This window comes from Nonomuraea sp. NPDC049158 (assembly GCF_040648335.1).
Classification (GTDB): domain Bacteria; phylum Actinomycetota; class Actinomycetes; order Streptosporangiales; family Streptosporangiaceae; genus Nonomuraea.
Genome location: NZ_JBEZDM010000004.1, coordinates 359,331 through 384,339, shown reverse-complemented (window position 1 = coordinate 384,339; position 25,009 = coordinate 359,331). Strand labels below are relative to the sequence as shown.

The 25,009-nt window shown below is 68.7% G+C and carries 26 protein-coding genes, 1 pseudogene and 2 riboswitches; of the genes and pseudogenes, 9 read left to right on the top strand and 18 right to left on the bottom strand.

Annotated elements, in window-relative coordinates:
* Positions 1 to 460: 460 nt before the first annotated feature.
* The 3 genes and pseudogenes from AB0B61_RS12145 to AB0B61_RS12135 all read right to left on the bottom strand — a co-directional run.
* The gene (locus AB0B61_RS12145; protein WP_357653944.1) at positions 461 to 793 is read right to left on the bottom strand and encodes an Lsr2 family protein; all 333 of its coding nucleotides are present in this window, start codon (positions 791 to 793) and stop codon (positions 461 to 463) included.
* Positions 794 to 1,303: 510 nt separating this feature from the next.
* Positions 1,304 to 1,792, bottom strand: coding sequence for an RDD family protein (locus AB0B61_RS12140; protein ID WP_358431169.1), 489 nt, complete (start codon positions 1,790 to 1,792; stop codon positions 1,304 to 1,306).
* A 108-nt stretch (positions 1,793 to 1,900) separates the two neighbouring features.
* Positions 1,901 to 2,380, bottom strand: a pseudogene (locus AB0B61_RS12135) (RDD family protein); the annotation flags it as partial.
* Between the two features lie 45 nt (positions 2,381 to 2,425).
* On the opposite strand from AB0B61_RS12135, the gene AB0B61_RS12130 reads away from it, so the two are divergent.
* Complete coding sequence (locus AB0B61_RS12130; protein ID WP_358431395.1) at positions 2,426 to 3,313, top strand: hypothetical protein; 888 nt, start codon at positions 2,426 to 2,428, stop codon at positions 3,311 to 3,313.
* A gap of 22 nt (positions 3,314 to 3,335) precedes the next feature.
* Here AB0B61_RS12130 and AB0B61_RS12125 read toward each other — a convergent pair whose 3' ends face one another.
* The gene (locus AB0B61_RS12125; protein WP_357653942.1) at positions 3,336 to 3,893 is read right to left on the bottom strand and encodes an amino-acid N-acetyltransferase; all 558 of its coding nucleotides are present in this window, start codon (positions 3,891 to 3,893) and stop codon (positions 3,336 to 3,338) included.
* A 288-nt stretch (positions 3,894 to 4,181) separates the two neighbouring features.
* Positions 4,182 to 4,342: riboswitch (cyclic di-AMP (ydaO/yuaA leader) on the top strand.
* A 5-nt stretch (positions 4,343 to 4,347) separates the two neighbouring features.
* Between AB0B61_RS12125 and AB0B61_RS12120 the strand changes: the two genes are divergently transcribed.
* Positions 4,348 to 5,391 carry a C40 family peptidase gene (locus AB0B61_RS12120; protein ID WP_358431166.1) on the top strand — a complete coding sequence of 348 codons (1,044 nt, stop codon included), beginning with the start codon at positions 4,348 to 4,350 and terminating at the stop codon, positions 5,389 to 5,391.
* Positions 5,392 to 5,451: 60 nt separating this feature from the next.
* Here the strand turns inward: AB0B61_RS12120 and AB0B61_RS12115 are convergent, their stop codons facing one another.
* Positions 5,452 to 5,664, bottom strand: coding sequence for a LuxR C-terminal-related transcriptional regulator (locus tag AB0B61_RS12115; RefSeq protein ID WP_358431164.1), 213 nt, complete (start codon positions 5,662 to 5,664; stop codon positions 5,452 to 5,454).
* A gap of 591 nt (positions 5,665 to 6,255) precedes the next feature.
* Positions 6,256 to 7,737, bottom strand: a complete 1,482-nt coding sequence (gene lysX / locus AB0B61_RS12110) for a bifunctional lysylphosphatidylglycerol synthetase/lysine--tRNA ligase LysX (protein WP_358431162.1) — start codon at positions 7,735 to 7,737, stop codon at positions 6,256 to 6,258.
* 147 nt (positions 7,738 to 7,884) lie between these two features.
* Between lysX and AB0B61_RS12105 the strand changes: the two genes are divergently transcribed.
* Complete coding sequence (locus tag AB0B61_RS12105; RefSeq protein WP_358431160.1) at positions 7,885 to 8,355, top strand: hypothetical protein; 471 nt, start codon at positions 7,885 to 7,887, stop codon at positions 8,353 to 8,355.
* A 64-nt stretch (positions 8,356 to 8,419) separates the two neighbouring features.
* Here the strand turns inward: AB0B61_RS12105 and AB0B61_RS12100 are convergent, their stop codons facing one another.
* The 4 genes from AB0B61_RS12100 to AB0B61_RS12085 all read right to left on the bottom strand — a co-directional run bounded on the left by AB0B61_RS12100 (position 8,420) and on the right by AB0B61_RS12085 (position 13,834).
* Entirely contained in the window at positions 8,420 to 9,202 is a 783-nt protein-coding gene (locus tag AB0B61_RS12100; protein ID WP_358431158.1) for a type III pantothenate kinase, read from the bottom strand.
* 3 nt (positions 9,203 to 9,205) lie between these two features.
* A complete protein-coding gene (locus tag AB0B61_RS12095; protein WP_358431156.1) occupies positions 9,206 to 11,812 on the bottom strand; it encodes an L-aspartate oxidase in 2,607 nt (868 codons plus the stop codon).
* 214 nt (positions 11,813 to 12,026) lie between these two features.
* The gene (gene panC, locus AB0B61_RS12090; RefSeq protein ID WP_358431154.1) at positions 12,027 to 12,953 is read right to left on the bottom strand and encodes a pantoate--beta-alanine ligase; all 927 of its coding nucleotides are present in this window, start codon (positions 12,951 to 12,953) and stop codon (positions 12,027 to 12,029) included.
* Positions 12,944 to 13,834, bottom strand: a complete 891-nt coding sequence (locus AB0B61_RS12085) for a DUF2520 domain-containing protein (protein WP_358431152.1) — start codon at positions 13,832 to 13,834, stop codon at positions 12,944 to 12,946. The genes panC and AB0B61_RS12085 overlap by 10 nt, the downstream gene beginning before the upstream one ends.
* Positions 13,835 to 14,081: 247 nt before the next feature.
* On the opposite strand from AB0B61_RS12085, the gene AB0B61_RS12080 reads away from it, so the two are divergent.
* Entirely contained in the window at positions 14,082 to 15,050 is a 969-nt protein-coding gene (locus tag AB0B61_RS12080) for an SAM-dependent methyltransferase (protein WP_358431150.1), read from the top strand.
* Positions 15,051 to 15,315: 265 nt separating this feature from the next.
* On the opposite strand, the gene AB0B61_RS12075 is transcribed toward AB0B61_RS12080, so the two are convergent.
* On the bottom strand, positions 15,316 to 16,506 hold the full coding sequence (locus AB0B61_RS12075) for a cytochrome P450 (RefSeq protein WP_358431149.1): 1,191 nt from the start codon (positions 16,504 to 16,506) through the stop codon (positions 15,316 to 15,318).
* A gap of 9 nt (positions 16,507 to 16,515) precedes the next feature.
* Positions 16,516 to 17,241 carry a TerC family protein gene (locus tag AB0B61_RS12070; protein WP_358431146.1) on the bottom strand — a complete coding sequence of 242 codons (726 nt, stop codon included), beginning with the start codon at positions 17,239 to 17,241 and terminating at the stop codon, positions 16,516 to 16,518.
* A gap of 101 nt (positions 17,242 to 17,342) precedes the next feature.
* Positions 17,343 to 17,458: riboswitch (SAM riboswitch) on the top strand.
* Positions 17,459 to 17,527: 69 nt separating this feature from the next.
* Here AB0B61_RS12070 and AB0B61_RS12065 point away from each other — a divergent pair.
* Positions 17,528 to 18,787 carry an aminotransferase class V-fold PLP-dependent enzyme gene (locus AB0B61_RS12065; protein ID WP_358431386.1) on the top strand — a complete coding sequence of 420 codons (1,260 nt, stop codon included), beginning with the start codon at positions 17,528 to 17,530 and terminating at the stop codon, positions 18,785 to 18,787.
* Positions 18,788 to 18,826: 39 nt separating this feature from the next.
* Here AB0B61_RS12065 and AB0B61_RS12060 read toward each other — a convergent pair whose 3' ends face one another.
* Positions 18,827 to 19,426, bottom strand: a complete 600-nt coding sequence (locus tag AB0B61_RS12060) for a DoxX family protein (RefSeq protein WP_358431144.1) — start codon at positions 19,424 to 19,426, stop codon at positions 18,827 to 18,829.
* 120 nt (positions 19,427 to 19,546) lie between these two features.
* Between AB0B61_RS12060 and AB0B61_RS12055 the strand changes: the two genes are divergently transcribed.
* From AB0B61_RS12055 to AB0B61_RS12040, 4 genes are read left to right on the top strand one after another with little or no spacing between them, the layout of a single operon-like run.
* A complete protein-coding gene (locus AB0B61_RS12055; protein ID WP_358431142.1) occupies positions 19,547 to 20,692 on the top strand; it encodes an NADH-quinone oxidoreductase subunit D in 1,146 nt (381 codons plus the stop codon).
* Entirely contained in the window at positions 20,689 to 21,795 is a 1,107-nt protein-coding gene (locus AB0B61_RS12050) for an acyltransferase (protein ID WP_358431139.1), read from the top strand. The genes AB0B61_RS12055 and AB0B61_RS12050 overlap by 4 nt, the downstream gene beginning before the upstream one ends.
* Positions 21,796 to 21,816: 21 nt before the next feature.
* Positions 21,817 to 22,017, top strand: coding sequence for a hypothetical protein (locus tag AB0B61_RS12045; protein ID WP_358431137.1), 201 nt, complete (start codon positions 21,817 to 21,819; stop codon positions 22,015 to 22,017).
* Positions 22,014 to 22,331 (top strand): type II toxin-antitoxin system PemK/MazF family toxin, encoded by a 318-nt coding sequence (locus AB0B61_RS12040; protein ID WP_358431134.1) that lies wholly within the window; start codon positions 22,014 to 22,016, stop codon positions 22,329 to 22,331. Before AB0B61_RS12045 ends, AB0B61_RS12040 begins: the two co-directional genes overlap by 4 nt.
* Here the strand turns inward: AB0B61_RS12040 and AB0B61_RS12035 are convergent.
* The 5 genes from AB0B61_RS12035 to folP are packed head-to-tail and all read right to left on the bottom strand — an operon-like array spanning position 22,316 to position 24,895.
* Complete coding sequence (locus AB0B61_RS12035) at positions 22,316 to 22,771, bottom strand: DUF3180 domain-containing protein (protein WP_358431132.1); 456 nt, start codon at positions 22,769 to 22,771, stop codon at positions 22,316 to 22,318. The two genes, AB0B61_RS12040 and AB0B61_RS12035, sit on opposite strands and share 16 nt — an antisense overlap.
* A complete protein-coding gene (folK, locus tag AB0B61_RS12030; RefSeq protein ID WP_358431129.1) occupies positions 22,768 to 23,271 on the bottom strand; it encodes a 2-amino-4-hydroxy-6-hydroxymethyldihydropteridine diphosphokinase in 504 nt (167 codons plus the stop codon). The genes AB0B61_RS12035 and folK overlap by 4 nt, the downstream gene beginning before the upstream one ends.
* A 22-nt stretch (positions 23,272 to 23,293) precedes the next feature.
* Entirely contained in the window at positions 23,294 to 23,659 is a 366-nt protein-coding gene (gene folB, locus AB0B61_RS12025; protein ID WP_357653924.1) for a dihydroneopterin aldolase, read from the bottom strand.
* On the bottom strand, positions 23,649 to 24,092 hold the full coding sequence (locus tag AB0B61_RS12020; RefSeq protein WP_214641971.1) for a nuclear transport factor 2 family protein: 444 nt from the start codon (positions 24,090 to 24,092) through the stop codon (positions 23,649 to 23,651). Before AB0B61_RS12020 ends, folB begins: the two co-directional genes overlap by 11 nt.
* Positions 24,089 to 24,895 carry a dihydropteroate synthase gene (gene folP / locus AB0B61_RS12015; RefSeq protein WP_358431385.1) on the bottom strand — a complete coding sequence of 269 codons (807 nt, stop codon included), beginning with the start codon at positions 24,893 to 24,895 and terminating at the stop codon, positions 24,089 to 24,091. The genes AB0B61_RS12020 and folP overlap by 4 nt, the downstream gene beginning before the upstream one ends.
* Between the last annotated feature and the right edge of the window lie 114 nt (positions 24,896 to 25,009).

Here is a 25,009-nt window from a genome sequence, read left to right as displayed (position 1 = left end):
CGCCCGCGCATCGCCGATGCCTCATCCTTGAGCCATACGCAAACATCCTATGTAAGGAAGCGCGCCTGCCGCCAATCGATCGTGGTACGGCACCCGCGGGTCGCGGAATCCCGATCGCGCCAGGGCACCCGGCAGGCCGCGAAATCCCGATCCCGGCACGGCACGCAGGGCGCGAAATCGCCGGTCCGGTCAGCGAGGTTACCGATCCGGGCCGTCGCGGTTACCGATCCGGGCAGTCACGGCACCGGGGAGCCCACACCGGGGCCGGACCGCACCATGACAGAAAACCGCCCGGAATCGACCGAGCGGGCAGCCCAAAATGATCACATATGGGCGATTAGAAGATCACCGTCACGAACCGTCCAGCATTTGGGAAGCACCCTATAAATGATCATGCGCTTATGGCGTTCGCCGGGGTTCTTAGGCGAGCGGCATAAGCGCATGGTCAGGAGATGGCTCTCTAGTGAGCTTGTTCGTACTTCTCCACCACGGTAGAGGCGATTCGGCCACGCTCGCTCACCGGCAGACCGTGAGCCTTGGCCCACTGCCGGATCTCCGAGCTCTTCTCGCGGCTCATCGCACGCTGCCCGCCGCGACCGCGCCGACGCGTGGTCACGGCACCGGACCGACGAGCGTGCTGTACGAAAGGCGTGAGCGCGTCCCTCAGCTTCTTGGCGTTAAGGTCGCTCAGGTCAATCTCATAGGAGGAGCCGTCAATAGCGAAGCTGACCGTCTCATTGGCCTCGCCCCCATCGAGGTCATCGATGAGAATCTCCTGGATCTGCTTGGCCATCTACGCAATCCTTTCGCGGAGCATTGTTTCATTCGCCAGGGCAAACATATACCCGGAAAGGCGCGGAGACAATTCAGCGCTACAGAGATTCTGCTGAGCGGCGGCTCAGTTGTGGTTCTCGGCCTGATCCTGGCGGTTTGGACGGCGTCCAGCGGCCTCGGATCGGACCAACTTCACTACGCCAAAGATGAAGGCGGCGCCCACCACCACCGGCGGGATCAGCGCTGACAATACGTCGGTAAGGGCCTGCATTCGTCCTCGCCTCCACAGCGGACGGGGGTTTCGATGGGCGCTTTATCCACAAGCGGCCTGGGCATGAGCGCCCCTCATGCCTCACGAGGTGGACAACCGCCCGCACCTGACCATAGTGGTACATGGATGCCGTCCATGTGCCATGTGCGCCAACATCCGGCAACCCGGACGTCCCATAGCCTAATGCCAGTCTCTCCAGGCTCCTTACCGGATCAAGCGAAAATTTTGCGGAAAGACTTCCGTCCAGGCTCACAAGGCTCAGCGAAGATCTTTGGTCACCCGCGTTCCGGCGAGCCTGTCGTGCGGTCCACGCTGCAGCGGCTTGTCGATCAAGATGAGGATCCCGACGCCGAAGACGAAGATTCCGGCCAGCACATTGAGCACCGGAATGCCCATGACCATCGCCGCTCCCGGATAGACCAGGGCTCGTTTCAGCAGAGCACCGCGCCGAAGGCCGCCCGGCTCCAGGCGAATCCTCATGATCGCCTTGCCGAACGTACGGCCGCTCATGGAATGCGCGGCCCAGTCATAGACCGTATATCCCAGCCCGCCGAGCAGCCAGGCGAACACGCCGGGCAACCGGCCGTCGAACACCTCCAGCAACCCGACAGTTCGGAAGGCGCCCCACAGCGCCATGAACAGAATGTAATAGAAGACACCGAAGACGAGGGCTTCAATGAGCCGGGCGGCCAGGCGTTCCCACCATTCCGCGGGGGCGGCGTCACTCCACGGCGGCAACCCGGTCATAACCCACCTCGCCCCTTCGGCGAACCGACCGCTACCCATTTTGCGGCCGGCCGCACATACAAAACAGAGGCCGACCGGTGGCCAGCCTCTGTTTCGCGTCCGCGAAGACTACTTGATCTTCACTACCACCGTGTTGCTGAACTTGTCGGCGAACGTCTGCTGCAGCGGCTTGTCCCAGAGCTGGGAGGCGCCGTTCAGCGCGACGACGATCCCGCCGAGCAACGTCCCGACAGCCGGGATGATGCCGAGGAGGTATCCACCCCAGGTGCCACCGGCCCGCTTGAGCGCCACGTCGTTCGGCAGGCCGCCCGGAGGCAGCATGTTGCCCGCGGGCACGATCTTGATCCCCATGACCATCTTGCCGACCGTCTGGCCGCTCATCTTGGTCATGAAGAACTCGTAGGCGACGTACACCGCCGTCATCACGACGGCGATGATGGCGTTGTAGGCGGTGTAGCCCAGCCAGCCGGTCGTCGTGCCGGTCGCGGAGTTGTAGCCGGCCAGCAGGATGGCCCCGAAGACGAGACCGATCACCCAGTTCGCGATGCCGAAGATGACACCGTCGATGATCCTCGCCACGAGCCGCTGCCACCACTCGGCGAGCGGGGCCGGGGCGCCGGGAGGCTGAACCCCGTGTGGCTGCTGCTGCCCGTAACCGGGCTGCTGACCATACGGCTGCTGCCCGTAGGCGGGCTGCTGGCCGTACTGCTGTTGCTGCTGACCGTAGTCCGGCTGGCCGTACTGCTGCTGGCCGTAGCCGGGTTGCGACGGCTGCTGCTGCCCGTAACCGGGCTGCTGGCCGTAACCAGGCTGGGACTGCTGCTGCTGCCCGTAATTGGGCTGCTGGCCATAGCCGGGCTGCTGGCCCGACGGGGGCTGCTGGCCGTACTGCTGCTGACCGTAACCGGGTTGCGATTGCGGCTGCTGACCATAGCCGGGCTGGGACGGCTGCTGCTGCCCGTAACCGGGCTGCTGGCCGTAACCAGGCTGGGATTGTGGCTGCTGGCCGTAACCGGGTTGCGATTGCGGCTGCTGACCGTAGTTGGGCTGGCCGTACTCGGGTTGCTGACCCGAAGCCTGCTGCTGACCGTATCCGGGTTGCTGACCGTATCCGGGCTGCTGACCGTATTCAGGTTGCTGGCCGTAGCCCGGCTGCTGCTGCCCGTACTGCGGCTGTTGTCCGTACTGCGGTTGCTGCGGTTGCTGCGGCTGCTGGCCGTAGCCGGGCTGCTGCCCGTACTGCTGCTGCTGGCCGTAGCCCTGCTGCTGCTGCCCGTAGTTGGGTTGCTGACCGTAGGCGTCGTCCGCCCGGTAGCCAACGACCGTCGCATCCGGGTCGGGCTCGCCATAGGGACGGCCCGCGTTGTGATGTCCGTATTCAGATCCGCCAGGCGCAGAGTTCTCGCCGGATTCGTCCTGTGGATACGGCGGCTGTCCGGTGCTCACCGTGTCACCTCGCTTCGAGTGCGCATGTGGCACGTGTCAGGACACATGCCTGTGCTGCCCAACGTATCGACATAGGTATCAACAATCACCTTTCCCATTAGTCAAGGTCCGCGTCACCCGATGTCAGGTGGAGAAGCATGCGGGTGTTCCCCAGGGTGTTGGGCTTGACGTGTTCGAGGTCGAGGAACTCGGCGACACCCTCGTCGTACGAGGCCAGCAGCTCCGCATAGACCTCGGGTGAGACCGGGGTGCCCTGTACGGGGCGGAATCCATGCCTCGCGAAAAAATCCACCTCAAAAGTCAGACAGAAAACCCGGCGCAGGCCGAGTTCCCGGGCCGTTTTGATCAAGGAAGAGACGATCCGGTGCCCGATTCCGAAGCCACGGAACTCCGGATCGACGGCCACCGTGCGAATCTCCGCGAGATCCTCCCAAAGCACATGCAGCGCGCCACAGCCGACCACTTGGCCGCCACGCTCGGCGATCCAGAACTCCTGCACGTCCTCGTACAGCGTGACGGTGGCCTTCTCCAGAAGCCGGGGACCGGCGCCCGCGTAGGTGTCGACCAGGAGACGGATGGTCCTGACATCCGGCGTGCGGGCACGCCGGACGACGACTTCCGTGTCCGGGACTGTCACTTCGGCGACCTGCTCCATGGGTCTCCAGCGTACAGATCCGATTACGGCCTCCCCCTAACTCTGACGTCTCTCCCATCTCATGACATCTCGTGGTTGATCGAGCACGATGAGGGATCCCTTGGCCCATAGGCTTCCATGCCTTGACGAACTTGGTGCAAAAAGGACATAAAGTTTGTTCAGCACCGGCAAGCACGAGATCACCCCGTGACCCTTCGGTTGCGAAACCTCTACAGACTTGGCAGTTCTGGTTGAGCACGAACCCGGAGTGCACTAGTGTCCAGCGACGATGTCACCCACGCGAGCCAGCGTGGAGACGCGCCCAATCCCCGTAAGGGGAGCCGGGGACCCGCCGGTGGCGACCTCATCCCGACGCCACCACCCATGGGGTGAATCCGAGCGAGTCGTTCGGTAGGGCTGCTCCGGCCCGAACCCGTCAGCTAACCCGGTAGGCGCCGATGAGAGGAGCTGGTTGGTGAAGCAGACCCGCGATCGCGAGGGGAAGCCGACGGGCGCTCACGCCCGCCGTCCGGAGCTCCGGAAGATCCCTACCCGGCTGGGTGTCATCGCGGCGACCATCGCCACCCTCCTCTTCGCCGCCCCCGTCGGCTCCGCCGTCGCCGATCCCAAGCCCTCGCTGAAGGATCTGGCCAAGCAGGCCGAAGAGCTCCACACCCAGATCGAGACGCTGAGCGAGGAGTTCAACGGCCAGCGGGAGAAGCTCAAGACCGCCAAGAAGTCGGCTGAGGCGGCCCGGAAGACGCTGTCCACCAGTGAGGCCGATCTGGCCGCCAAGCGCGCCAAGGCCGCGCTGCTGGCCCAGAACGCCTACATCAACGGCGGCTTCGGCCAGGCGCTGGCATTCACCACCTCCGACGACCCCGAGAGCTTCCTCGACCAGGCGGCCACCACCTACGCGATAGAGCAGCAGCAGGGCTTCGAGGTCAACCAGGTGACCACGGCCAGGCAGGCCGCCGAGCAGGCCAGAGCCAGCGCCAAGACGCGCATCGACGAGGTCGAGAAGATCGTCGAGAACCTCGGCACCAAGCGCGACAAGATCACCACGCTCGTCTCCAAGGTCGAGAGCAGCCTGTTCAAGCGCGCGATCGGTGAGGCCGGCCGTCCCGGCACCCGGGCCACGCGGGTCGACCTGCCGGTCATCGGCGCCGGCAAGGCCGCCACGGCCGCCAGGTGGGCGCTCACGCAGCAGCTCAAGCCGTACGTCTGGGGCGCCGAGGGGCCGACCTCATACGACTGCTCCGGCCTCGTGATGGCGGCCTACCAGCGGGTGGGCATCTCACTGCCGCACTACACGGGCGACCAGTGGACGGCCGGACGGCACATCTCCAAGGAGGAGCTGCGCGCCGGCGACCTGGTCTTCTTCTATGGCGACCTGCACCACGTCGGCATCTACATCGGCGGCGGCATGATGGTCCACGCGCCGCAGACCGGTGACGTCGTACGGATCGCCTCCATCGCCCGCCGTCCGTTCGCGGGCGCCGTACGCATCGCCGACTGACCTCCGGGCACCACAGGCACTCTGACCGCTGGGGCCCTGGCGGCTGGGCCGGTCGAGCGGTCAGATGAGCTGGCGGCGGGCGGCCCAGGCCACGGCCTCGATCGCGGTGGCGACTCCGATGCGGTCGCAGATACCCCGTAGTCTCCGGCGTACCGTGCGCCCGCTGATATCCAGTCGTCTGCCAACCCGATCAACCGTGACCCCCTTGGCAAGCTCCGCCAGCAACGCGATATCCGCGTGGCTAAGCTCGACGCTCTCAGTGAGCACATACATCGGGAGCCCTCCCCCCAACAGCAGAACTCGAGACGTCTATGTCCGAGCAGTGCTGCTGCTCGTCTCGCAGACGGTAAGCGCATTCTGGAAAGGTCGTCAAGCCAGCGAATACTGCCCTCTGACCATCGCCATTGACATGATCGGCGGTATGTGAAGTACTCGCCATATGTCGGCACACTTCGGGGCCAGATGAGGGATCACAGCCGTCCTTACAACGGCTCCAGCGCGAGCCCTGTGGACCTGCCGGGCTTCGATCCGGTGAACGCGAATATTATTCGCACTTCATATGTGCATCATCGGAAATATGGCTGCTTGCGGCCGGGTCGGCGATGCGCGTCAAGGAGTATGAACGGTTCAGGCGCCGGAGGGAGGCGCCGCCCATCGCGGCCCGGCGCGGGCGGCCGGGAGATGGCTTGCCCGGCGCGCCGGCCCGCGTCAACGAACCGGCGAAGGTCGCCGCCCGCGTTCTCCTACTCGCCGCAGGAGACCGGACCGCTGTCAACCCCATCGGCCCGGCAGCGTCCGTACGCGGGCGCCGCGAACCGGCGAACCGGACCGGTTCGGCCCGGCGTGGGAGCCGGGCCGACATACTCAGTTGGTCGGCTTGACCAGCGGGAACAAGATCGTTTCCCGGATGCTCTTGCCCGTGAAGGCCATGATCATCCGGTCGATCCCGGCCCCCATGCCACCCGTGGGCGGCATGGCGTACTCCAGCGCCTGCAGGAAGTCCTCGTCGAGCTGCATGGCCTCCGGGTCGCCCCCGGCGGCCAGCAGTGACTGCTCCACCAGGCGCCGGCGCTGCTCGACCGGGTCGACGAGCTCGGAGTAGGCGGTGCCCAGCTCGGTGCCGAACCCGATGAGGTCCCACTTCTCGGTCAGCAGCGGGTTGTCGCGGTGCTGGCGGGTCAGCGGGGAGGTCTCCAGCGGGTAGTCCATGACGAACGTCGGCTGGATGAGCGTGTGCTCGACGAGGGCCTCGAAGATCTCCTGGACGAGCTTGCCCTGGCCCCACTTCGGGTCCCAGTGGATGTCGCGCCCGTCGGCGAACTTCCGGACCTGCTCGAGCGGGGTGTCGGTGGTGACCTCCTCGCCGAGCGCCTCGGACACCGCGCCGTACAGCGTGATGCGCGGCCACTCCGGGATGCCCAGGTCCACCTCGACACCGTCGTGGACGACCACCGAGGTGCCCAGCGCGGCCACGACGGCCTTCTGGTACATCCGCTGGGTCAGGTCGGCCATGTCGTTGTAGTCGAGGTAGGTGCCGTACGCCTCGATCATCGTGAACTCGGGGTTGTGCGTGGAGTCCGCGCCCTCGTTGCGGAAGTTGCGGTTGATCTCGAAGACCTTCTCGATGCCGCCGACCACGAGCCGCTTCAGGTAGAGCTCGATCGCGATGCGAAGGTAGAGCTCCATGTTGTAGGCGTTGATGTGGGTCTTGAACGGCCGGGCCGTCGCGCCGCCGTGGATCGGCTGCAGCATGGGCGTCTCGACCTCGAGGTAGCCCTCCTCGTGCCAGAAGTCACGCACCGCGCGCACCGTGGCGCTGCGGATGCGGGCCATCTCCCGGGCCTCGTCGTTGACGATGAGGTCGACGTAGCGCTGGCGTACGCGGGCCTCTGGGTCGGTGAGGCCGACATGCTTCTCCGGCAGCGGGCGCAGGCACTTGGCGGTGATCTGCCAGCGGTCGGCCAGGATCGACAGCTCGCCGCGGCGGGAGGTGATGACCTCGCCCTCCACACCCACGTGGTCGCCCAGGTCGACGTCGCGCTTCCAGGCCGCCAGCGACTCCTCGCCGACCTTGTCGAGCGAGATCATCACTTGCAGGTCGCCGCTGCCGTCGCGGAGTGTGGCGAAGCAGAGCTTGCCGCCCACGCGGTTGAGCATGACGCGGCCCGCGACGCCGACCTTGTCGCCGGTCGCGGTGTCCGGGTCGAGGGCCTGGTATTTCTCCCTGACCTCGGCGTTGGTCGCCGTGCGGGGAAAGGTCACCGGGTAAGGATCGACGCCTTCACTGCGAAGGCGGTCGAGCTTCTCCCTCCGGATGCGCATCTGCTCGGGAAGTTCGTCGCTCACAGCATCAAAGAGTAGGGGATATGGCGAACTGCAAGGGCTCGTCACCTCTCTGCAGGGTGGCTGCAAGAACTCTCCCGTACCAATGACACATCGAGCTCAGGGGGGAACCGGCAAGGCGCTGGCCCAGGGGGAGCTCAAGGAGAGATCATGATGAAGAAGCTCGCGACCGGCCTCGCCGCCGTCGCCGCCACGAGCGCGCTGGCCTTAGCGCTGCCTTCGGCCGCCAGCGCCAGCACCGCGGACTCCGACTCCTGGGGCCCGGTTTACTCGCAGCACTACCAGGCCAAGGCCTCCGGCTGGGTCGATGTGGACTGGGACGACGACGACCACGAGTCGAACACGATCACCGTCAAGGGCAAGCTCTGGGACCTGGACAACCGCAGCTACGACGAGGGCGGCAAGTGCGCGTACGTGAAGTTCCAGGCCAGCGACTTCGACGACAACTGGTCGACGGTCTACACCAAGAAGTACTGCGGCTACCCGGCCTTCAAGCGCTTCTCCTTCGACAGCGACGACGTCTCCAGCCTCCGCGTGAAGGTCTGCCAGATCGACCTCCACGGCTCCTACCCGCGCAACTGCGGCAGCTGGGGCTACCTGTACACCGGCGACTCCGAGTAACCGGCCAGGTAGAGACAGTCCACGAACGCAAGCGGCCCCCTCACCCGAGCGGGGGGCCGCTTGTTCATGCCGTGTTCCTGTTGTAGATCAGCCGCAGGCCGATCAGCGTCAGCCACGGCTCGTGCACGTCGATCGAGCGCGACTCGCCCACCACCAGCGCCGCGTGCCCGCCGGTGGCCACCACGGTCACCTCGTCGGGGTCGTCGGCCAGTTCGGCCGTCATCCGCTCGACGATGCCGTCGACCTGGCCCGCGAAGCCGTAGATGATGCCGGCCTGGAGCGCCTCGACGGTGTTCTTGGCGATGACCGAGCGCGGCCTGACCAGCTCCACCTTGTGCAGCTGGGCGCCCGCCGCCGCCAGGGCGTCGACGGAGATCTCGATGCCGGGCGCGGTGACCGCGCCGATGTACTCGCCCTTGGCCGACACCGCGTCGAACGAGGTCGCGGTGCCGAAGTCGACGATGACGCAGGGGCCGCCGTACTGGTCGATGGCCGCCAGCGCGTTGACGATCCGGTCGCTGCCGACCTCCTTGGGGTTGTCCATGCGGACGGGCACGCCGGTACGTATGCCCGGCTCCACGATCACCGCGGTCACGTCGCCGTAGTAACGGCGGCACATCTCGCGCATCTCGTTGAGCACACTCGGCACGGTCGAGCAGATCGCGATGCCGCTGACATCGGCTCCCTTGAGCAATGGAGACTGGGTGAGCAGCCCTTGGAGCACGACCGCGATCTCGTCGGCGGTGCGGCGGGCGTCCGTGGCCAGCCGCCAGTGCTCGATGACTTCCTCGCCCTCGAACAGGCCGAGCACCGTGTGCGTGTTGCCGACGTCGATCGTGAGCAGCATCGATTACCCCCGTAGATCCAGTGCGATGTCGAGGGCCGGCGCCGAGTGCGTGAGCGCTCCCACCGCAAGGTAGTCAACGCCAGTTTCGGCCACAGCGCGGGCCGATTCCAAGGTCAACCCTCCACTAGCCTCAAGCTTCGCCCGATTTCTCACGATGTGGACGGCTTGGGCGGTCTCCTCGACCGTGAAGTTGTCGAGCAGGATCTCCTCGGCGCCTTCTTCGAGCACCGGGCCGAGCTGGTCGATCCGGTCCACCTCCACCTCGATCGGCAGCTCCGGATAGCGCTCTCTCACCGCGCGGAACGCCTCGGCCACGCCGCCGGCGGCCACCACGTGGTTGTCCTTGATCAGCGCCGCGTCCGACAGGGACATCCGGTGGTTGACGCCGCCGCCGCAGCGCACCGCGTACTTCTCCAGCGCCCGCAGGCCGGGCAGCGTCTTGCGGCTGTCACGCACCCTCGCCCGGGTGCCGCTGACCGCCTCGACCCACCTGCCGGTCAGCGTCGCGATGCCGGACAGGTGCGTGAGCAGGTTGAGCGCGCTGCGCTCCGCCGTCAGCAGGCCCCTGACCGGGCCCTCCACGGTCATCAGTACGTCACCCGCGCGGACGCGCTCGCCGTCCTTGGCCCGCCGCTCCGTACGGGCCGCGCCCAGCCGGACGAACACCGCCTCGGCCACGGCCAGCCCGGCGACGATGCCGTCCTTGCGGGCCACCACGTCCGCGACCGCGCGCTGCTCCGCCGGGATGGTGGCCAGGCTCGTCACGTCGCCCGCCTCTTGCAGGTCCTCGGCGAGGGCCCGGTCGATCAGCGCGTCGATCTCCGCCGGATCCAGCCCGGCGGCGGCCAGCTCCTGCGCCAGTCGCGGCGGCGTGGTGTCGCCGTGCGGCGTGTACGTCATCTGGGGCCCCTCCTCGGTCAGGGTCACGTCCAGGTGACCCAGCCAGTCATTGTCGTCTCGGCCGGGGAAGTCCTCGCGCCAGTGCGAGCCGCGCGTCTCCAACCGGGCCCGGGCGGCGCCCACCAGCACGGTGGCGACGGTCAGCAGGTTCGTGGCCTCCCACGACTCCGTGCAGGGCTGCACCTGGACCGGGGTCCACCGGGCGTCCCGGAGCGCCCGCGCCGTCTCCGCGAGCGACTCACGGCTGCGCAGCACGCTCGCTCCCCCGCTCATGCGGGCCTGGACCTTGGCGCGGATGCGCGGGTCGGCCAGGCCCGTGGCCGCCCGGCTCGCGACCACCTCGCCCGGCGCGCGTCGTACCGACGCCTGCCCCGCCGCCCCTTCCGGCGATACCGACGCCTGCCCTGCCGCCCCTTCCGGCGGTATCGGCGCCCGCTCCTCGGCCCCGCTCACCGCGTGGATGTCCGCGGCGATGCGCTCGGCGAAGACCAGGCCCTCCAGCAGCGAGTTGGACGCGAGCCTGTTCGCGCCGTGCACGCCCGTGCACGCGACCTCGCCGCACGCGTAGAGGCCCTCGATGGAGGTACGGCCGTGCAGATCGGTCCTGACCCCGCCGCTGGCGTAGTGGGCGGCCGGGGCGACGGGGATGGGCTCGGTGGCCGGGTCGATGCCGTGCTCGCGGCAGACCGCGTAGATCGTGGGGAAGCGGGTCTTCCACCGCTCCTCACCGAAGTGTCGGCCGTCGAGGAAGACGTGGCTCTGCCCGCTCTCGCGCATCGTACGCGTGATGGCCTTGGCGACGACGTCGCGCGGCGCCAGGTCGGCCAGCTCGTGCACGCCCCTCATGAACGCGCGGCCCTCGTGGTCGATCAGGAAGGCGCCCTCGCCCCTGACCGCCTCGGAGATCAGCGGCTGCTGCCCGGTCGACTCCTCGCCGAGCCACAGCACCGTGGGATGGAACTGGACGAACTCGATGTCGCGCACCACGGCTCCCGCCCTGAGCGCGAGCGCGACGCCGTCGCCGGTGGAGACGACGGGATTGGTGGTGGACGCGTACACCTGCCCCATGCCGCCGGTGGCCAGCACGACCGCCCGCGCGTGCACCGCGCCCACGCCGTCGCGGGCGCCCTCGCCCATGACGTGCAGCGTCACGCCCCTGGCCCGGCCGCGCGCGTCCGTCAGCAGGTCGAGGACCAGCGCGTGCTCGATGACCTCCACCGCGCCCGCCCTGACCGCCTCGGCCAGCGCCCGCTGCACCTCGGCTCCGGTGGCGTCGCCGCCCGCGTGCACGATCCTGTCGCGCCGGTGACCGCCTTCCCGGGTGAGCTGGAGCTCGCCGTCGGGGGTCCGGTCGAACCGGGCGCCGCGCTCCATCAGCCGCCGCAGCGCGCCCGGCCCCTCGGTCACCAGCGTCCGTACGGCCCGCACGTCGCACAGGCCCACTCCGGCGATCAACGTGTCGTTCAGATGCTCGTCGGGAGTGTCGTGCGGGTCGAGCACGGCCGCGATCCCGCCCTGGGCCCACCGGGTGGATCCGGACGAGAGCACGTCCTTGGTGACGACGAGGACCTTGGCCGCGGGGTCCAGCTCGGCATAGCGCAGGGCCACGGTCAGCCCGGCGATGCCGGAGCCCACGACGACCACGTCGGCCTCGGCGATCCAGCCGGGGTCGGGGGCCGTCAGTCGGAGGGGAATCGCCGGTGCGCTCATGGACTCTCCTCATTGAGGCGATTTCGTCAACATGACGATAACCCACCGACTGCGGTGGTGACTCCGGGGGGTGTGCTCAGTCCTCCGGGAACGCGAGTAGCTGGGGGAGACCTCATCCCAGCCGAGCGCATCGGCTGGGGTCGCCTGGAAGCGTCCGTCTGGAGGTCGGGTGAGACGACGGCGTGGGGCGCGCGAACCGTCTGGCGAGGCCCTGTCAGGCCGGATCGAGCGACAGGACGGCGTTGTCGATCAGCCGGGTGGTGCCGACCTTGGCGGCCACCGCGAGCACCGCCTCGCCCCGGTATGACTCGCTCACTTCGGCGAACGTGGCCGGATCGACGAGCACCAGGTAGTCGAGCGCGAGTCGTGGAGCCGCGCCCTCCAGCACGGCCAGCGCCGCCGCCCGGATCCTGGCCGGGACGGACTCCGCCGCCCCCTCCGTAAGGGCCGCGGCCTCCGCCGCTCGATCTGGAAGGGCCGCAGCCTCCGCCGCTCGATTCGGAAGGGCCGCGGCCTCCGCCGCGCCCGCCCGTAGGGCCCTGGAGAGCGTCAGGGCGACCTGCCGCTCGTCGGTGGACAGGTAGCGGTTGCGGCTCGACAGCGCCAGGCCGTCGGGCTCGCGGACGGTCGGCGCGCCGACGATGTCGATCGGCAGGTCGAGGTCGGCGACCATCCGGCGGATCATGGCGAGCTGCTGGGCGTCCTTCTGCCCGAAGACCGCCACGTCGGGCTGGACGAGGTTGAACAGCTTGAGCACGACCGTGAGCACACCGTCGAAGTGACCGGGCCGGACGGCGCCCTCGACGATCGTGCCCATCTCGCCCGACTGGACGCTGACCTGGCGGCCAGGGGGATACATGTCGTCGGCCGACGGGGCGAAGACGACGTCCACGCCTTCGGCCCGGCACGCCTCCAGGTCCGCGTCGAACGTCCGCGGATAGCGGGAAAAATCCTCGTTTGGCGAAAATTGCAGAGGATTGACGAAGATGCTGACCACGACGTGGTCGGCGCGTACGCGGGCCTCGCGGATCAGGGAGCGGTGACCCTCGTGCAGCGCACCCATGGTGGGCACCAGCGCGACGCTCCCCTCGCCGCGCGCTTTGACCAGGTCGGTGCGGTTCTTGGCGACGATCAGGTCCATATGTTGCCTCCGAGCGCGTCGAGCAGGCGCTCGGCCTCTTCGGGCTTCAGCAGCCCCGCGGCGAGCGCGCGGTCCGCCGTGAGCCTAGCGAGGGCGATGTAGGCGTCGGCCGCCTCGGGGGCCGCCAGGATCAGCGCGTCGACATGCTTGCGTACGGTGCCCGCGTCCCCCCGCACCACGGGACCGGTCAGTCCGGCGATGCCCAGCCGCAGCACGTTGTCGAGCGCCGCGCCGAGCAGCGGCCCGAGCATGATGCCCGGATGCTCCACGCCGATGCCCCGCAGGAGCTCCTGCGACTCGGCGATGAGCGTGACCATGTGGTTGGCCGCCCCGGCCAGGGCCGCGTGGTAGAGGGCACGGTCGGCGTCGGCGATCCAGACCGGCTCGCCGCCCATCTCGATGACCAGGGCCTCGGCGATGGGCCTGAGCGTGTCAGGCGCGGTCACGCCGAACGAGATGCCGGTGATGCGGTTGAGATCGTCGTCCCTCCCGGTGAACGTCATCACCGGATGGAGCGCGAGCGGCAGCGCGCCCGCCTTGGCGGCCGGCTCGAGCACCGACAGCCCGTACGCGCCGCTGGTGTGCACGAGCAGCTTGCCCCGCAGGTCCGCGCCGGTCGAGGCCAGACCGTTGACCAGATCGGGCAGCGCGTCGTCGGGCACGGTGAGCAGGATCAGCTCAGCCGTCTTGACGACCTCCTCGGGCCGGGTCGGCTGCACGCCGAGCCGCTCCGCCGCCCACCGGTGCGAGGCGTCGGAGACCCCGCTGGCGGCGACCACATAGTGTCCGGCCTGCGCCAGTGCGGCACCCAGCACCGAACCCACCTTGCCCGCGCCCAGCACGCCCACGGCCAGCCGCGCCGGCCGATCCCCTGCGTCCATGACGTCCCACCTCTGTCGACCCTGATGGCACTGCCGCCCAGCGTAACGGCCGCCCGCGACTACGTACGTGACCAGGCTTTTGCCGCATGTTGAGTTACCCACAAAAGGGACAAGGGCATACAAAACATGCACCCCCTGTCGGAAGAGATGAGGAGAGGGGTTCATCTCGTGGTGGCGGGCGCCGAGTTGTCGACCCGACGCCCGCGTTGATCTACGGGGGGGCTTACTTCGTGAGATAGTCCAGGGCATGTGGCTCACCTGGCGCGCCGCGATGCAGCACGCGCTGTACGGCGAGGACGGTTTCTACCTCCGCGAGCGCCCTTCGGGCCACTTCCGTACGTCGGTCAGCGCCTCGGCCGCCTTCGCCGACGCGGTTCTGGCCCTGCTCAACCAGGTCGACGCCGACCTCGGCTTCCCGGAGAGCATCGACCTGGTCGACATCGGCGCGGGAGAGGGCGCCCTGGTGGCCCGCGTGCTCGACGCCGCCGATCCCGGGCTGCGCGCCAGGCTCAACATCACCGCCGTCGACCTCTCGCCCAGACCCGACGACCTGCCCAAGAGCATCGACTGGCGCCCCCGGATCCCCTCCGTCATCACCGGGCTGGCGATCGCCAACGAGTGGCTGGACAACGTTCCGCTCGACGTGGCCGAGCAGACGGCCGACGGGCCGCGGCTGGTTCTGGTCGACACCGAGACGGGTGAGGAACGGCTGGGCGACCCGGTGCCCGACACCGACCGCGCCTGGCTCGGCCGGTGGTGGCCGTCGCTGAGCCGCATCGGCTTCCGGGGGGAGATCGGGTGCCCGCGCGACGCCGCGTGGGCGGCCGTGGTGACCCGTCTCAGGAGGGGTCGCGCGGTGGCCATCGATTATGCACACCCTGTGGATAACCGTCCGTGCCATGGCACACTCACCGGCTACCGGGATGGCGCGGTCGTGGCGCCCATCCCCGACGGTACCTGCGACATCACCGCGCACGTGGCGCTCGACGCGTGCGCCGAGGCCGGTCGGCGGGCCGGTGCGATATCCACAGGCTTGTCCACACAGCGCGATGCGCTAAGGGCTTTGGGGGTCACCGGCACGCGTCCGCCCATCGACCTCGCGCACGCCGATCCGACGGCTTATCTCCGGGCCCTGGCCCGCGCCTCGGAGGAGGGCGAGCTGATCGACCCGAGGGGTCTCGGCGGCTTCGGCTGGCTCGTCCAGGACCGCCGGTGACCCATCGGCGATGGCCCGTCCCACGACCGTCTCGGTCTCTGTGACGGCCCGTCGTGGCTGAGGTCCCTGGGGAGGAATACCCCCTCCGGGGGAGCGGAAGTGGCCGGTCCGTCGTGGCTGAGGTCCCTGGGGAGGAATACCCCCTCCGGGGGAGCGGAAGTGGCCGGTCCGTCGTGGCTGAGGTCCTTAGGAGGGGACCCCTCCGGGAGAGCGGAAGCAGACGGTCCGTCAGGGCAGAGGTTGGCGGGCAGTCGAGGTGGCCGCGTCAGCCCGTCGTCAGGTCGAGGGACTTCAGGCCGCGGATGACGTAGCCCGGCTTCCACTCCGGCTCGCGGGTGAGCTCCAGCTTCGGCGCCCGTTCCAGCAGGGCGCCGAACGACTCGATCAGCTCGATGCGGGCCAGCGGCGCGCCCAGGCAGAAGTGGATCCCCGCCCCGAAGGAGATGTGCGGGTTGTCCGGGCGACCCACGTCGAGCCGGTCAGGGTCGTCGAACACCGCCTCGTCGCGGTTGGCCGAGCCGAACAGCAGCGCGACCTCGGCCCCGCGCGGGATCTCGACCCCGTGCACCTCGATGTCCTCCAGCACCCACCGCTCGAACATCTGCAGCGGCGTGTCCCAGCGCATCAGCTCCTCGACGGCCGTGGGCAGCAGGCCACGGTCCTCGCGCAGGCGTACCAGCTCGGCGGGGTTCCTGAACAGGGACCACCAGCCGTTGCCCGTCACGTTCACGGTCGCCTCGTGACCGGCGTTGAGCAGCAGCACGCAGGTGCCGATCAGCTCGTCCTCGGTGAGCTCCTCGATCGCCGCGAGCGCGCTGATCAGGTCGTCGCCCGGCCGGACGGCCCGCTCGCGGGCCAGGTCCGCGAGGTAGGCGGCGAACTCCGCCGCCGCCTTGGCGGCCACGTGCTGCGATTCCACGCTCGGGTTCAGCTCGTACATCCGGCAGATGTCGGCCGACCAGGGGCGCAGCAGGTGCCGGTCCGCCTCGGGCACGCCGAGCATCTCCGCGATGACGGTCACCGGCAGCGGCTCGGCGACCTCGGCGATCAGGTCGCCGCCGCCCTTCTCGACGAACGCCTCGACCAGCCCCTCGGCGATGGCCCTGACCCGGGGGCGCAGCGACTCGACCATGCGCGGGGTGAACGCCTTGGAGACCAGCCGGCGCAGCCTGGTGTGCACCGGCGGCTCCACATCGAGCATGCCGGCCCTGGTCACCCGCCAGAACGGTTCCTGGAACGCCGGCTCGTCCGGCCTGCCGAACTCCTCGTGCGTGGCCACGTGGAGATAGGAGCGGCCCAGCCGGCGGTCTCTGAGCAGCGCGTTCACGTCCGCGTGCCGGGAGATCAGCCACTGCCCCGTCGGCTCGAAGTAGCTGACGGGGGCGTCACTCCTCAGCTCCGCGTACGCGCCATAGGGGTAGGCGACAAAATCCGGATTCCAGGGATCGAAGCGCACTTTTTCATCTTATGAGGATGCTTGCTTGGCGTGCCTGCTCCGCATCCGGATGTTGAGCAGCTCCACGATCACCGAGAAGGCCATCGCGAAGTAGATGTAGCCCTTGGCGATGTGCTGGCCGAGCCCCTCGGCGATGAGCACCACCCCGATCAGCACCAGGAACGCCAGAGCCAGCATCTTGATGCTCGGATGCTTGTCCACGAACCTGCTGATCGGCCCGGACGCGAACAGCATGACCAGCACCGCCACGATCACCGCGGCGATCATCACGCCGAGCTCGTCCACCATGCCCACAGCGGTGATCACCGAGTCGAGCGAGAACACCACGTCCAGGATCATGATCTGCACGATCACCGAGGCGAACGACGTGACGGCCCGGCCCTTGCCGTTCTCCTCCTTCAGCTCCATGCTGTGCCCGATCTCGGTGACGCTCTTGGCCAGCAGGAACAGACCGCCCAGCAGCAGGATCAGGTCACGCCCTGATATCCCGTGGCCGAAGACCTCGAACAGTGGCGTGGTCAGCCGGACCACCCACGACAGCGCCAGCAGCAGGAGCAGCCGGCTGATCAGCGCCGCGCCCAGGCCCATGACCCGGGCCCTGTCGCGCTGCTCGGGCGGCAGCTTCCCGGCCAGGATGGAGATGAAGATGATGTTGTCGATACCAAGGACGATCTCTAGTGCGACCAGGGTGAAAAACCCGATCCAGATCTGAGGGTCGGCCACCCAGTCCAGCATTAGTACTCCTCACAGCAGGGGTTTCAGTTACCAACGAGGCAGGGGCCGCATAAGTTCGCGGTTGCGATTCATGGCTGGGTGTCGGTTATAGTGCGGATGTAGGTCATGAGTGCCAGCGCACAGCCCCGGCTTGCTGGCCGGCAACCCTCGCGTCCGCGGCGGGGTGCCCCGGGTGAAGACCTGGTCCGTCACGAGGGGTGGCGGGCAAGCGCGGGCTCGCTGGGTGTTCCGGGGGTCCGATGGCCCCAGGAGGTTCGCCGTGTCCACGTTGACGATCTTCAGCTCCCTGCCCGCTCAGGCCACCGAGGCGCCGGCTGCCGGGCGCGCCCGTCCGATCCCCGCCGTGCTGGGCGCCGATCTGGAAGTGCCGGTCAAGGGCGGCAGGCTGGTGACGTACGCCAACCTCGACTACGCGGCGAGCGCCCCCTGTCTGGAGCCGGTCAGTGCCGCCGTCACCGCCGCGCTCCCGGCCTACTCCAGCGTCCACCGCGGCGCGGGCTACGCCTCCCAGCTCACCACCGCCCGCTACGAGCAGGCCCGCCACACGGTCAGGGCGTTCGTCGGCGCCCGCCCCGACGACGCGGTGATCTTCACCCGCAACACCACCGACGCGACGAACCTGCTGGCCCGCTGCCTGCCCGAGGGCACGACCGCGGTCGTCTTCGACACCGAGCACCACGCCTCGCTGCTGCCCTGGAAGCAGTCCGTACGGCTGGCGCCGCCCGCCTTCCCCGGCGAGGCCGTCCGCGCCGCCGACGAGGCGCTGGCCGGGATCGACGGCCCCAAGCTGCTCGTGGTCACCGCCGCCTCCAACGTCACCGGCGAGCTCTGGCCCATCGCCGCCCTGGCGCACATCGCGCACCGCCACGGAGCCCGGATCCTGGTGGACGCCGCCCAGCTGGTGCCGCACCGGCGGCTCAACCTGACCGCGCTCGACCTCGACTACGTCGCCTTCTCCGGGCACAAGCTCTACGCGCCCTTCGGGGCCGGGGTGCTGGTCGGCCGCCGTGACTGGCTCTCCTCCGGCGAGCCGTACCTCAAGGGCGGCGGCGCCGTGCGCTCCGTCGACGAGGACATCGAGTGGCACGAGGACGCCGAGCCGCGTCACGAGGCGGGCACCCCGAACGTCCTGGGCGCCATCGCCGTGGCCGCCGCCTGCGACGCGCTCAGCGCCACCGGCTGGACCGCGCTGGTGCGCGAGGAGGAGCGGCTCATCACCCGCCTCCGGTCCGGTCTGGCGGCGATCGAGGGCGTGCGCGAGCTGTCGCTCTGGGGGCCGGACCAGCCACGCGTGGGCATCGTCTCGTTCGTCGTGGACGGGCACTCGGCGCGCGAGGTGGCCGAGGTGCTGTCGGGCGAGTACGGGATCGGCGTGCGTGACGGCAAGTTCTGCGCGCACCCCTTCGTCCGGCACCTGCTCGGCACCGCCGACGGCGGCTGTGAGGACGACACGGCCTCCGCGGTCCGCGCCTCGATCGGCATCGGCACCACGGAGGAGCACGTGGACCGCCTCGTCGACGCCCTCCGCGACCTCGCCGCCCGCTGAGGTCACGGACGCGGCGAACGTCCGCGCGACACGCTGAGGTCACGCGCTCGGCGAACGGCCGCGTGACGGCTCGTCGGCTACGACGTCATCCATGCTCCTCATGTCACCGTCCCGGGCGGTCGGTTGCACCGGTCTGGGGGCGGTGTCCGCCTCCGGAGCGGCCTCCGGCCTGATGGAGGTGGGCGGAGCGTGGCCCGCGAGATCCTGCTCGGCCGCGCGACGCTCGGCGCGCCGCCGGTAGCCGCCGTGCAGGATGCCGTCGATGCCGATCCGGCCACCGCCCACCGCCACGAGCAGCAGGCAGGCCACGGCCAGCGCACCGGCGAGCTCCCAGCCGCCGTTCTGGATCAGGACGCCATGGGCGCCGTGGACGAAGATGATCGCGCCCAGCATGTCGACCACCAGCCCGAGGGCCGCCAGCCGCACCAGCAGGCCGATGATGAGCAGGACCCCTCCGATGGTCTCGACGAGGATGGCGAACCCGGCCGACAGCTGCGGCAGCGGTATCCCCATCTGGTTGAAGGCGGCAGCCGTGACCGGCACCCCGATCTGCATCTTCTGCCACCCGTGGGTCACGAAGATCACACCGATCGCCACCCGTGAGATCAGGGCAGCAAGATCGAAAAGAATTCTTTGCACGGTTTTCTCCCCCCGTTCCCGATGTTCCTCCCCTGTCCAGTGGGCGGAATGCACCGTTATAGGGTTCCTTGACCTCTTCCTGTGCTGGATCACCACGACTGCCGGTGGCAGCATTGCCATATGACGGAACGCGTGGTCGGGATCGGCGTCGGGGCGAAAGAGCTGGCCACCGAGGACATGATCCTCAACATCGGCCCACAGCACCCGTCGACGCACGGGGTGCTCAGGCTGCGGCTCACCCTCGACGGCGAGCGCATCGCCACGGCCGAGCCGATCATCGGCTACATGCACCGGGGCGCGGAGAAGCTGTTCGAGGTCCGCGACTACCGGCAGATCATCATGCTGGCCAACAGGCACGACTGGCTGGCGGGGTTCGCCAACGAGCTGGGCGTGGTGCTGGCCGCCGAGCGCATGCTGGGCATGGAGGTGCCGGTCCGGGCCGTGTGGGCGCGCACGCTGCTGGCCGAGCTGAACCGGGTGCTGAGCCACCTGATGTTCCTCGGCTCGTACCCGCTGGAGCTGGGCGCGATCACCCCCATCTTCTACGCCTTCAACGAGCGCGAGCGCATCCAGGCCGTCATGGAGGAGATCTCCGGCGGCCGGATGCACTACATGTTCAACCGGGTCGGCGGGCTGAAGGAGGACCTGCCGTACGGCTGGCTGGACCGGGTTTCTGAGACCGTCGCCGAGACCCGGCGCCGCGTGCCCGACATCGAGAATCTCATCCTGAACAACGAGATCTTCCTGGCCCGTACCAAGGGCGTCGGCGTCCTGACCCGCGAGCAGATCCTGCAGTACGGCGTGAGCGGCCCCATCGCCCGCGCCTCCGGTGTCGACCTCGACCTGCGGCGCGATCAGCCGTACCTGGCCTATCCCGAGTTGCCGGTGAAGGTGGTCACGCGTGGCGCGGGCGACTGCCACGCCCGCTTCGAGATCCTGCTCGACCAGCTCAAGGTCTCGCTCGACCTGGCCGACGCGTGCGTCGACCGGCTGCGCTCGCTGCCGCCTGGCCCCATCAACCAGCGCCTGCCCAAGGTGCTCAAGGTGCCGGAGGGCCACACGTACGCCTGGACCGAGAACCCGCTCGGCATCAACGGCTACTACCTCGTGTCCAAGGGAGACAAGACTCCATGGCGGCTCAAGCTGCGCTCCGCGTCGTACAGCAACATCCAGGTGCTCCGGGAGATGCTGCCGGGGCACCTGGTGGCCGACATGGTGGCGATCCTCGGCTCGATGTTCTTCGTCGTGGGTGACATCGACAAGTGACCGGCGTCGCGACTCCGCAGCGGGACAAATATGTCGACTGGCTGCGCGCTCTCAGTCTGATCGTGGTGGTGGTGTGGCACTGGGCGTTCACCATCCTGCAGTGGAAGCCCGAGGGTCCCGAACCGACCAGCCCGCTCGGCTTCACCTCGGGGCTGTGGATACTCACCTGGCTGCTCCAGGTGCTGCCGCTCTTCTTCTACGTCGGCGGCCACGTCCACCTGCTGTCGTGGAGCCGCGCCCAGGCCCGCGGCACCGGCATCGGCCGGTTCGTCTGGCGGCGCATCCGCGCGCTGGCCGCCCCCGCGCTCGTGCTGGTGGGCGTGTGGGTCACCATCGGCGCGGTAGTGACCTGGGTGTTCCACGTCGAGTGGATGTGGCGGGTGGTGCTGCTCGTGCTCAGCCCGCTCTGGTTCCTCGGCGTCTACCTGGTGCTGATCGCGCTGCTGCCCGTGGCGTTGTGGCTGCACCGCCACTACGACGTGCTGGCGCTCATCTGGCTGGGCGGCGCCGCCCTGGTGATCGACGTGCTCCGCTTCCGGTACGGCGTCGAGTGGGTCGGCTGGCTGAACATGATCGTCGTCTGGGGGCTGGCCCACCAGGCCGGCTTCTTCTACGACCGGATCGTCATCCTGCCCAGGCGCTATGACATAGGAGTCCTGTGGACCGGGCTGTTCGCCCTGTTCGGCCTGGTCTACTCAGGCATCTACCCCGGCTCGATGGTCGGGGTGCCCGGCGACAAGTGGTCGAACATGGCGCCGCCCACCTTCGTCATCGTGGCGCTGCTGCTCTTCCAGATCGGCCTGGTGGAGGTGCTGCGGCCGTCGATGGAACGCGTCCTGGAGAAGCCCGGGTGGCGCCGGGTCAACGGCACCATCAACCGCTACGCCCTGCCGCTGTTCCTCTTCCACACCACCGGCATGGCGATCGCGCTGGGGCTGCTGTGGTGGTTCTTCGGCACGCTCGGCGGCGAGGTGCCACCGGACCTCAGATGGTGGCTGGAACGCCCGCTCGCCATCCTGGGCCCGCTGATCTGCACCCTCCCGGTCATCTACCTCTTCGGCCGCAAGCGAGCCTCTGCCGAACAAATGCATGACAGAAGTTGAACGTGCCGCTAGCCTGGGAACATGATGGCAAACATCGGGTTCCGCGCCACCCCTGAGGATGAGCGCATCATCCAGGCCGCCATGCAGGAGGGCGAGCGGACTAGTGACGTGATCCGGCGCGCGCTCCGCTTGCTCGAACGGGAAGTCTGGCTCAAGCAGGCCCGCGCCGACGCCAAGCGACTGGCCGACGAGGACCTGTCCCAGGAAGAGGACGCCTGGTGATTCGCGGCGCCATCTACCGTGTGGACCTGGGCGAGGCGAAGAGGGGGCACGAGCAGCGTGGTCGCCGCTATGGTCTCGTGCTCAGTCCCACCGACATGGCCTGGAGCGTGGCAACGGTGATCCCCACCTCCACCAGCGCGCAGGCCACCCTCTTCCGCCCTGAGGTGGAGTTCGGCGGGCAGCGCACCAGGCTGCTCGTCGACCAGATCCGCACCGTCGACACCACCTTCATCCAAGGCGAGCCCCTCTACTACCTGGGCCGCGACGAAATGGCCGAAGTTGAGCATGCGGTCACGCTCTACCTCGGCCGCTGATCCTCCGGGTCCTTCGGGATGCGGCAGGCGTGCTCCAGGAAGAGGGCGGCGCAGATCAGCACCACGAACGCCAGCAGCGAGCCCACCGCGATGAAGAACTCGAACCGCGGCGTCTCCCTGGTGAACAGCTGGACCGTGTGCAGGACGAATCCACCGAAGATGCCCGCGAACACCGCACCCACGTAAGCCGACGCCTTGCCCAAGGCGGCCAGCCGGGCCACCGCCAGCGGCTCGACCGGCTTGGTGTCAGGTTTGCGGTCGATCCGGGCCTTCGTCACCCACCCGCTGTAGGCCTCCCCGAGGGCCAGCAGCAGGACCGTGGGGATGGCGGTCCACGGCACGATGGGCAGGTCGGCGTAGAACTCCCTGACCACCATCCAGGCGATCAACGCCACGATGACAACGATGCCGACCAGCAGGCCGGGGCGAGTAGGCCTCAATCCGGACTCTGGAGCTTGAGGTCCGCACGCAGCCGTACACCGCTCTGGTCGAGGTCCGTGAGCAGGTCGGCGACCTGGCCCTGGCCGGGCAGCACGCCGTCGGGGTCCACGTCCGCCCACGGGACCAGGACGAAGGCCCGCTCGTGCGCGAGCGGGTGCGGCAGCGTCAGGTCGGGGTCGTCGGAGACCGTGTCACCCACGACGATCAGGTCGATGTCGAGCGTACGCGGACCCCAGCGTTCCTTGCGCTCCCGGCCGAAGGCGTTCTCGACGCCCTGCGCCCGCTCCAGCAGCGCCTGCGGTTGGAGCGTGGTCTCGGCGATGACGATCGCGTTGAGGTAGGGGCGCTGCCCGGCGGGACCGCCGACCGGGTCGGTCTCATAGACGGGCGAGCTCGCGACGAACTCCAGCCCTGGCGCGTCGAACAGCGTGTCGATGGCGTCCTGCAACGTCTGGAAGCGCCGCCCGAGATTGCTACCGAGAGACAGTACGACGTTCACCTGCTCCTCCCCTCGCTCACGTTCATTCGCGACTCCGTTGGATGGTGACGACCACGTCGTCGAACGGCAGCGGGATCGGTGCCGCGGGCTTGTGCACACTCACCTCGACCGACTCCACCAGGCCGGCGGCCAGGCACACGTCGGCGAGGCGCTGCGCGAGCGTCTCGATCAGCTCGACCGGCTCGCCTTCCACGACGGCGACCAGCGCCTGGGCGAGCTCGCCGTAGTGGACCGTCTTGCCGAGGTCGTCGGAGGCGGCGGCGGGGGCGGTGTCGAGGAACAGCGTCGCGTCGACCACGAACTCCTGCCCCAGCTCACGCTCGGCCGCCAGCACGCCGTGCCGGCCCCGCGCCCGCAAGCCCTTCAGCGCGATGCGATCAGACCTCAAGCTCGCCTTCCTCCTCGTCGTCGTCACCCTGGAGCACCGGCGAACCGTGATGCATCCACAGCCGCCAGCCCTGCGCCGTGCGCACGTAGACGTTACTGGCCACCACCTTGCCGGCGGCGAAGCTGGACTCGCCCTCCTCGCCGGCGGTGAGGATGTTCTCGACGCAGGTGAGCACGGCCACGTCACCCAGCACGGTGGTGTTGACGTCGGTCAGCACGAACTGGATGTAGGTGGTGTTGGCCATGATGAGCGCCCAGGAGCGCAGCACCTCGGAGCGCCCCGAGAGCAAGGTCCAGCCCGGGTGTACGCAGCTGACCTGCTCGTCGGCGGAGTCCTCGGCCCAGATCTCGGTCATCTTGTCGAGGTTGGCGTCCTCGATCGCGAGATAGAAGTCCTGGTTGACCGTCTCGATCGCGGCGGTGTCGACACTCATGTGTTGGCTCCGGGTCTCTTCCATGCGGCGGCCACGCGCACGGCATCGGCATTGGGACCTACTTCGTGCACTCGTACGCACCAGGCACCGGCGTGCGCGGCCAGCGCCGTCACGGCCACCGTGGCGTCGTCACTGCCGCTGAACGGGCGCGGCGTGCCGTCGGCGTCGGCCAGCAGCCGCCCCAGGAACCGCTTGCGCGAGGCCCCGATCAGCAGCGGATAGCCGAGCTCGGCCAGCTCCCCCATTCCGGCGAGCAGCTCCCAGTTGTGCGCGGGGTTCTTCGCGAAGCCCAGCCCGGGGTCGAGCACGATCTGCTCCTCGGACACGCCTTCGGCCAGCACCAGGCCGACCCGCTTGGCGAGCTCCTCGCGCACCTCGGTCACGACGTCGTCGTAGACGGCCCGGCGGTCCATGTCATGGCTGTGGCCGCGCCAGTGCATCACCACGTAGTCGACGCCGGTGTCGGCCACCACGCGCGGCATCTCGGGATCGGCCAGGCCGCCGCTCACGTCGTTGACCAGCCTCGCCCCCGCCTCCACCGCCGCCCTGGCGACCTCGGCCCGCATGGTGTCGACGCTGACCGCCACTCCCTCGGCGCTGAGCGCCCTGATCACCGGCACGACGCGGGCCAGCTCCTCGTCGAGCGGCACTCTGGCGGCGCCGGGGCGGGTGGACTCACCGCCCACGTCGACGATGTCGGCCCCCTCACCGACCAGTTCCAGTCCGTGCCGGATCGCGGCCGCCTCGTCGAACCACAGGCCCCCGTCGGAGAACGAGTCCGGAGTGACGTTGACCACGCCCATGACGAGGCACCGCGCCTCTGCTCCGACAACCATGCCCCAAGCCTAGGCGGTCATGGTTGATGGGGTCTGTGGAGGGTGCCCACACGCAAATAACAATCCGATCAGTGCCATAGG

Bases quoted from the DNA above. Each gene is read 5' to 3' on its own strand.
- AB0B61_RS12145 (WP_357653944.1), bottom strand. From the start codon at position 793: ATGGCCAAGCAGATCCAGGAGATTCTCATCGATGACCTCGATGGGGGC.
- AB0B61_RS12140 (WP_358431169.1), bottom strand. From the start codon at position 1,792: ATGACCGGGTTGCCGCCGTGGAGTGACGCCGCCCCCGCGGAATGGTGG.
- AB0B61_RS12125 (WP_357653942.1), bottom strand. From the start codon at position 3,893: ATGGAGCAGGTCGCCGAAGTGACAGTCCCGGACACGGAAGTCGTCGTC.
- AB0B61_RS12115 (WP_358431164.1), bottom strand. From the start codon at position 5,664: ATGTATGTGCTCACTGAGAGCGTCGAGCTTAGCCACGCGGATATCGCG.
- AB0B61_RS12105 (WP_358431160.1), top strand. From the start codon at position 7,885: ATGATGAAGAAGCTCGCGACCGGCCTCGCCGCCGTCGCCGCCACGAGC.
- AB0B61_RS12100 (WP_358431158.1), bottom strand. From the start codon at position 9,202: ATGCTGCTCACGATCGACGTCGGCAACACGCACACGGTGCTCGGCCTG.
- AB0B61_RS12095 (WP_358431156.1), bottom strand. From the start codon at position 11,812: ATGAGCGCACCGGCGATTCCCCTCCGACTGACGGCCCCCGACCCCGGC.
- panC (WP_358431154.1), bottom strand. From the start codon at position 12,953: ATGGACCTGATCGTCGCCAAGAACCGCACCGACCTGGTCAAAGCGCGC.
- AB0B61_RS12085 (WP_358431152.1), bottom strand. From the start codon at position 13,834: ATGGACGCAGGGGATCGGCCGGCGCGGCTGGCCGTGGGCGTGCTGGGC.
- AB0B61_RS12080 (WP_358431150.1), top strand. From the start codon at position 14,082: ATGTGGCTCACCTGGCGCGCCGCGATGCAGCACGCGCTGTACGGCGAG.
- AB0B61_RS12070 (WP_358431146.1), bottom strand. From the start codon at position 17,241: ATGCTGGACTGGGTGGCCGACCCTCAGATCTGGATCGGGTTTTTCACC.
- AB0B61_RS12055 (WP_358431142.1), top strand. From the start codon at position 19,547: ATGACGGAACGCGTGGTCGGGATCGGCGTCGGGGCGAAAGAGCTGGCC.
- AB0B61_RS12045 (WP_358431137.1), top strand. From the start codon at position 21,817: ATGATGGCAAACATCGGGTTCCGCGCCACCCCTGAGGATGAGCGCATC.
- AB0B61_RS12020 (WP_214641971.1), bottom strand. From the start codon at position 24,092: ATGAGTGTCGACACCGCCGCGATCGAGACGGTCAACCAGGACTTCTAT.
- folP (WP_358431385.1), bottom strand. From the start codon at position 24,895: ATGGGCGTGGTCAACGTCACTCCGGACTCGTTCTCCGACGGGGGCCTG.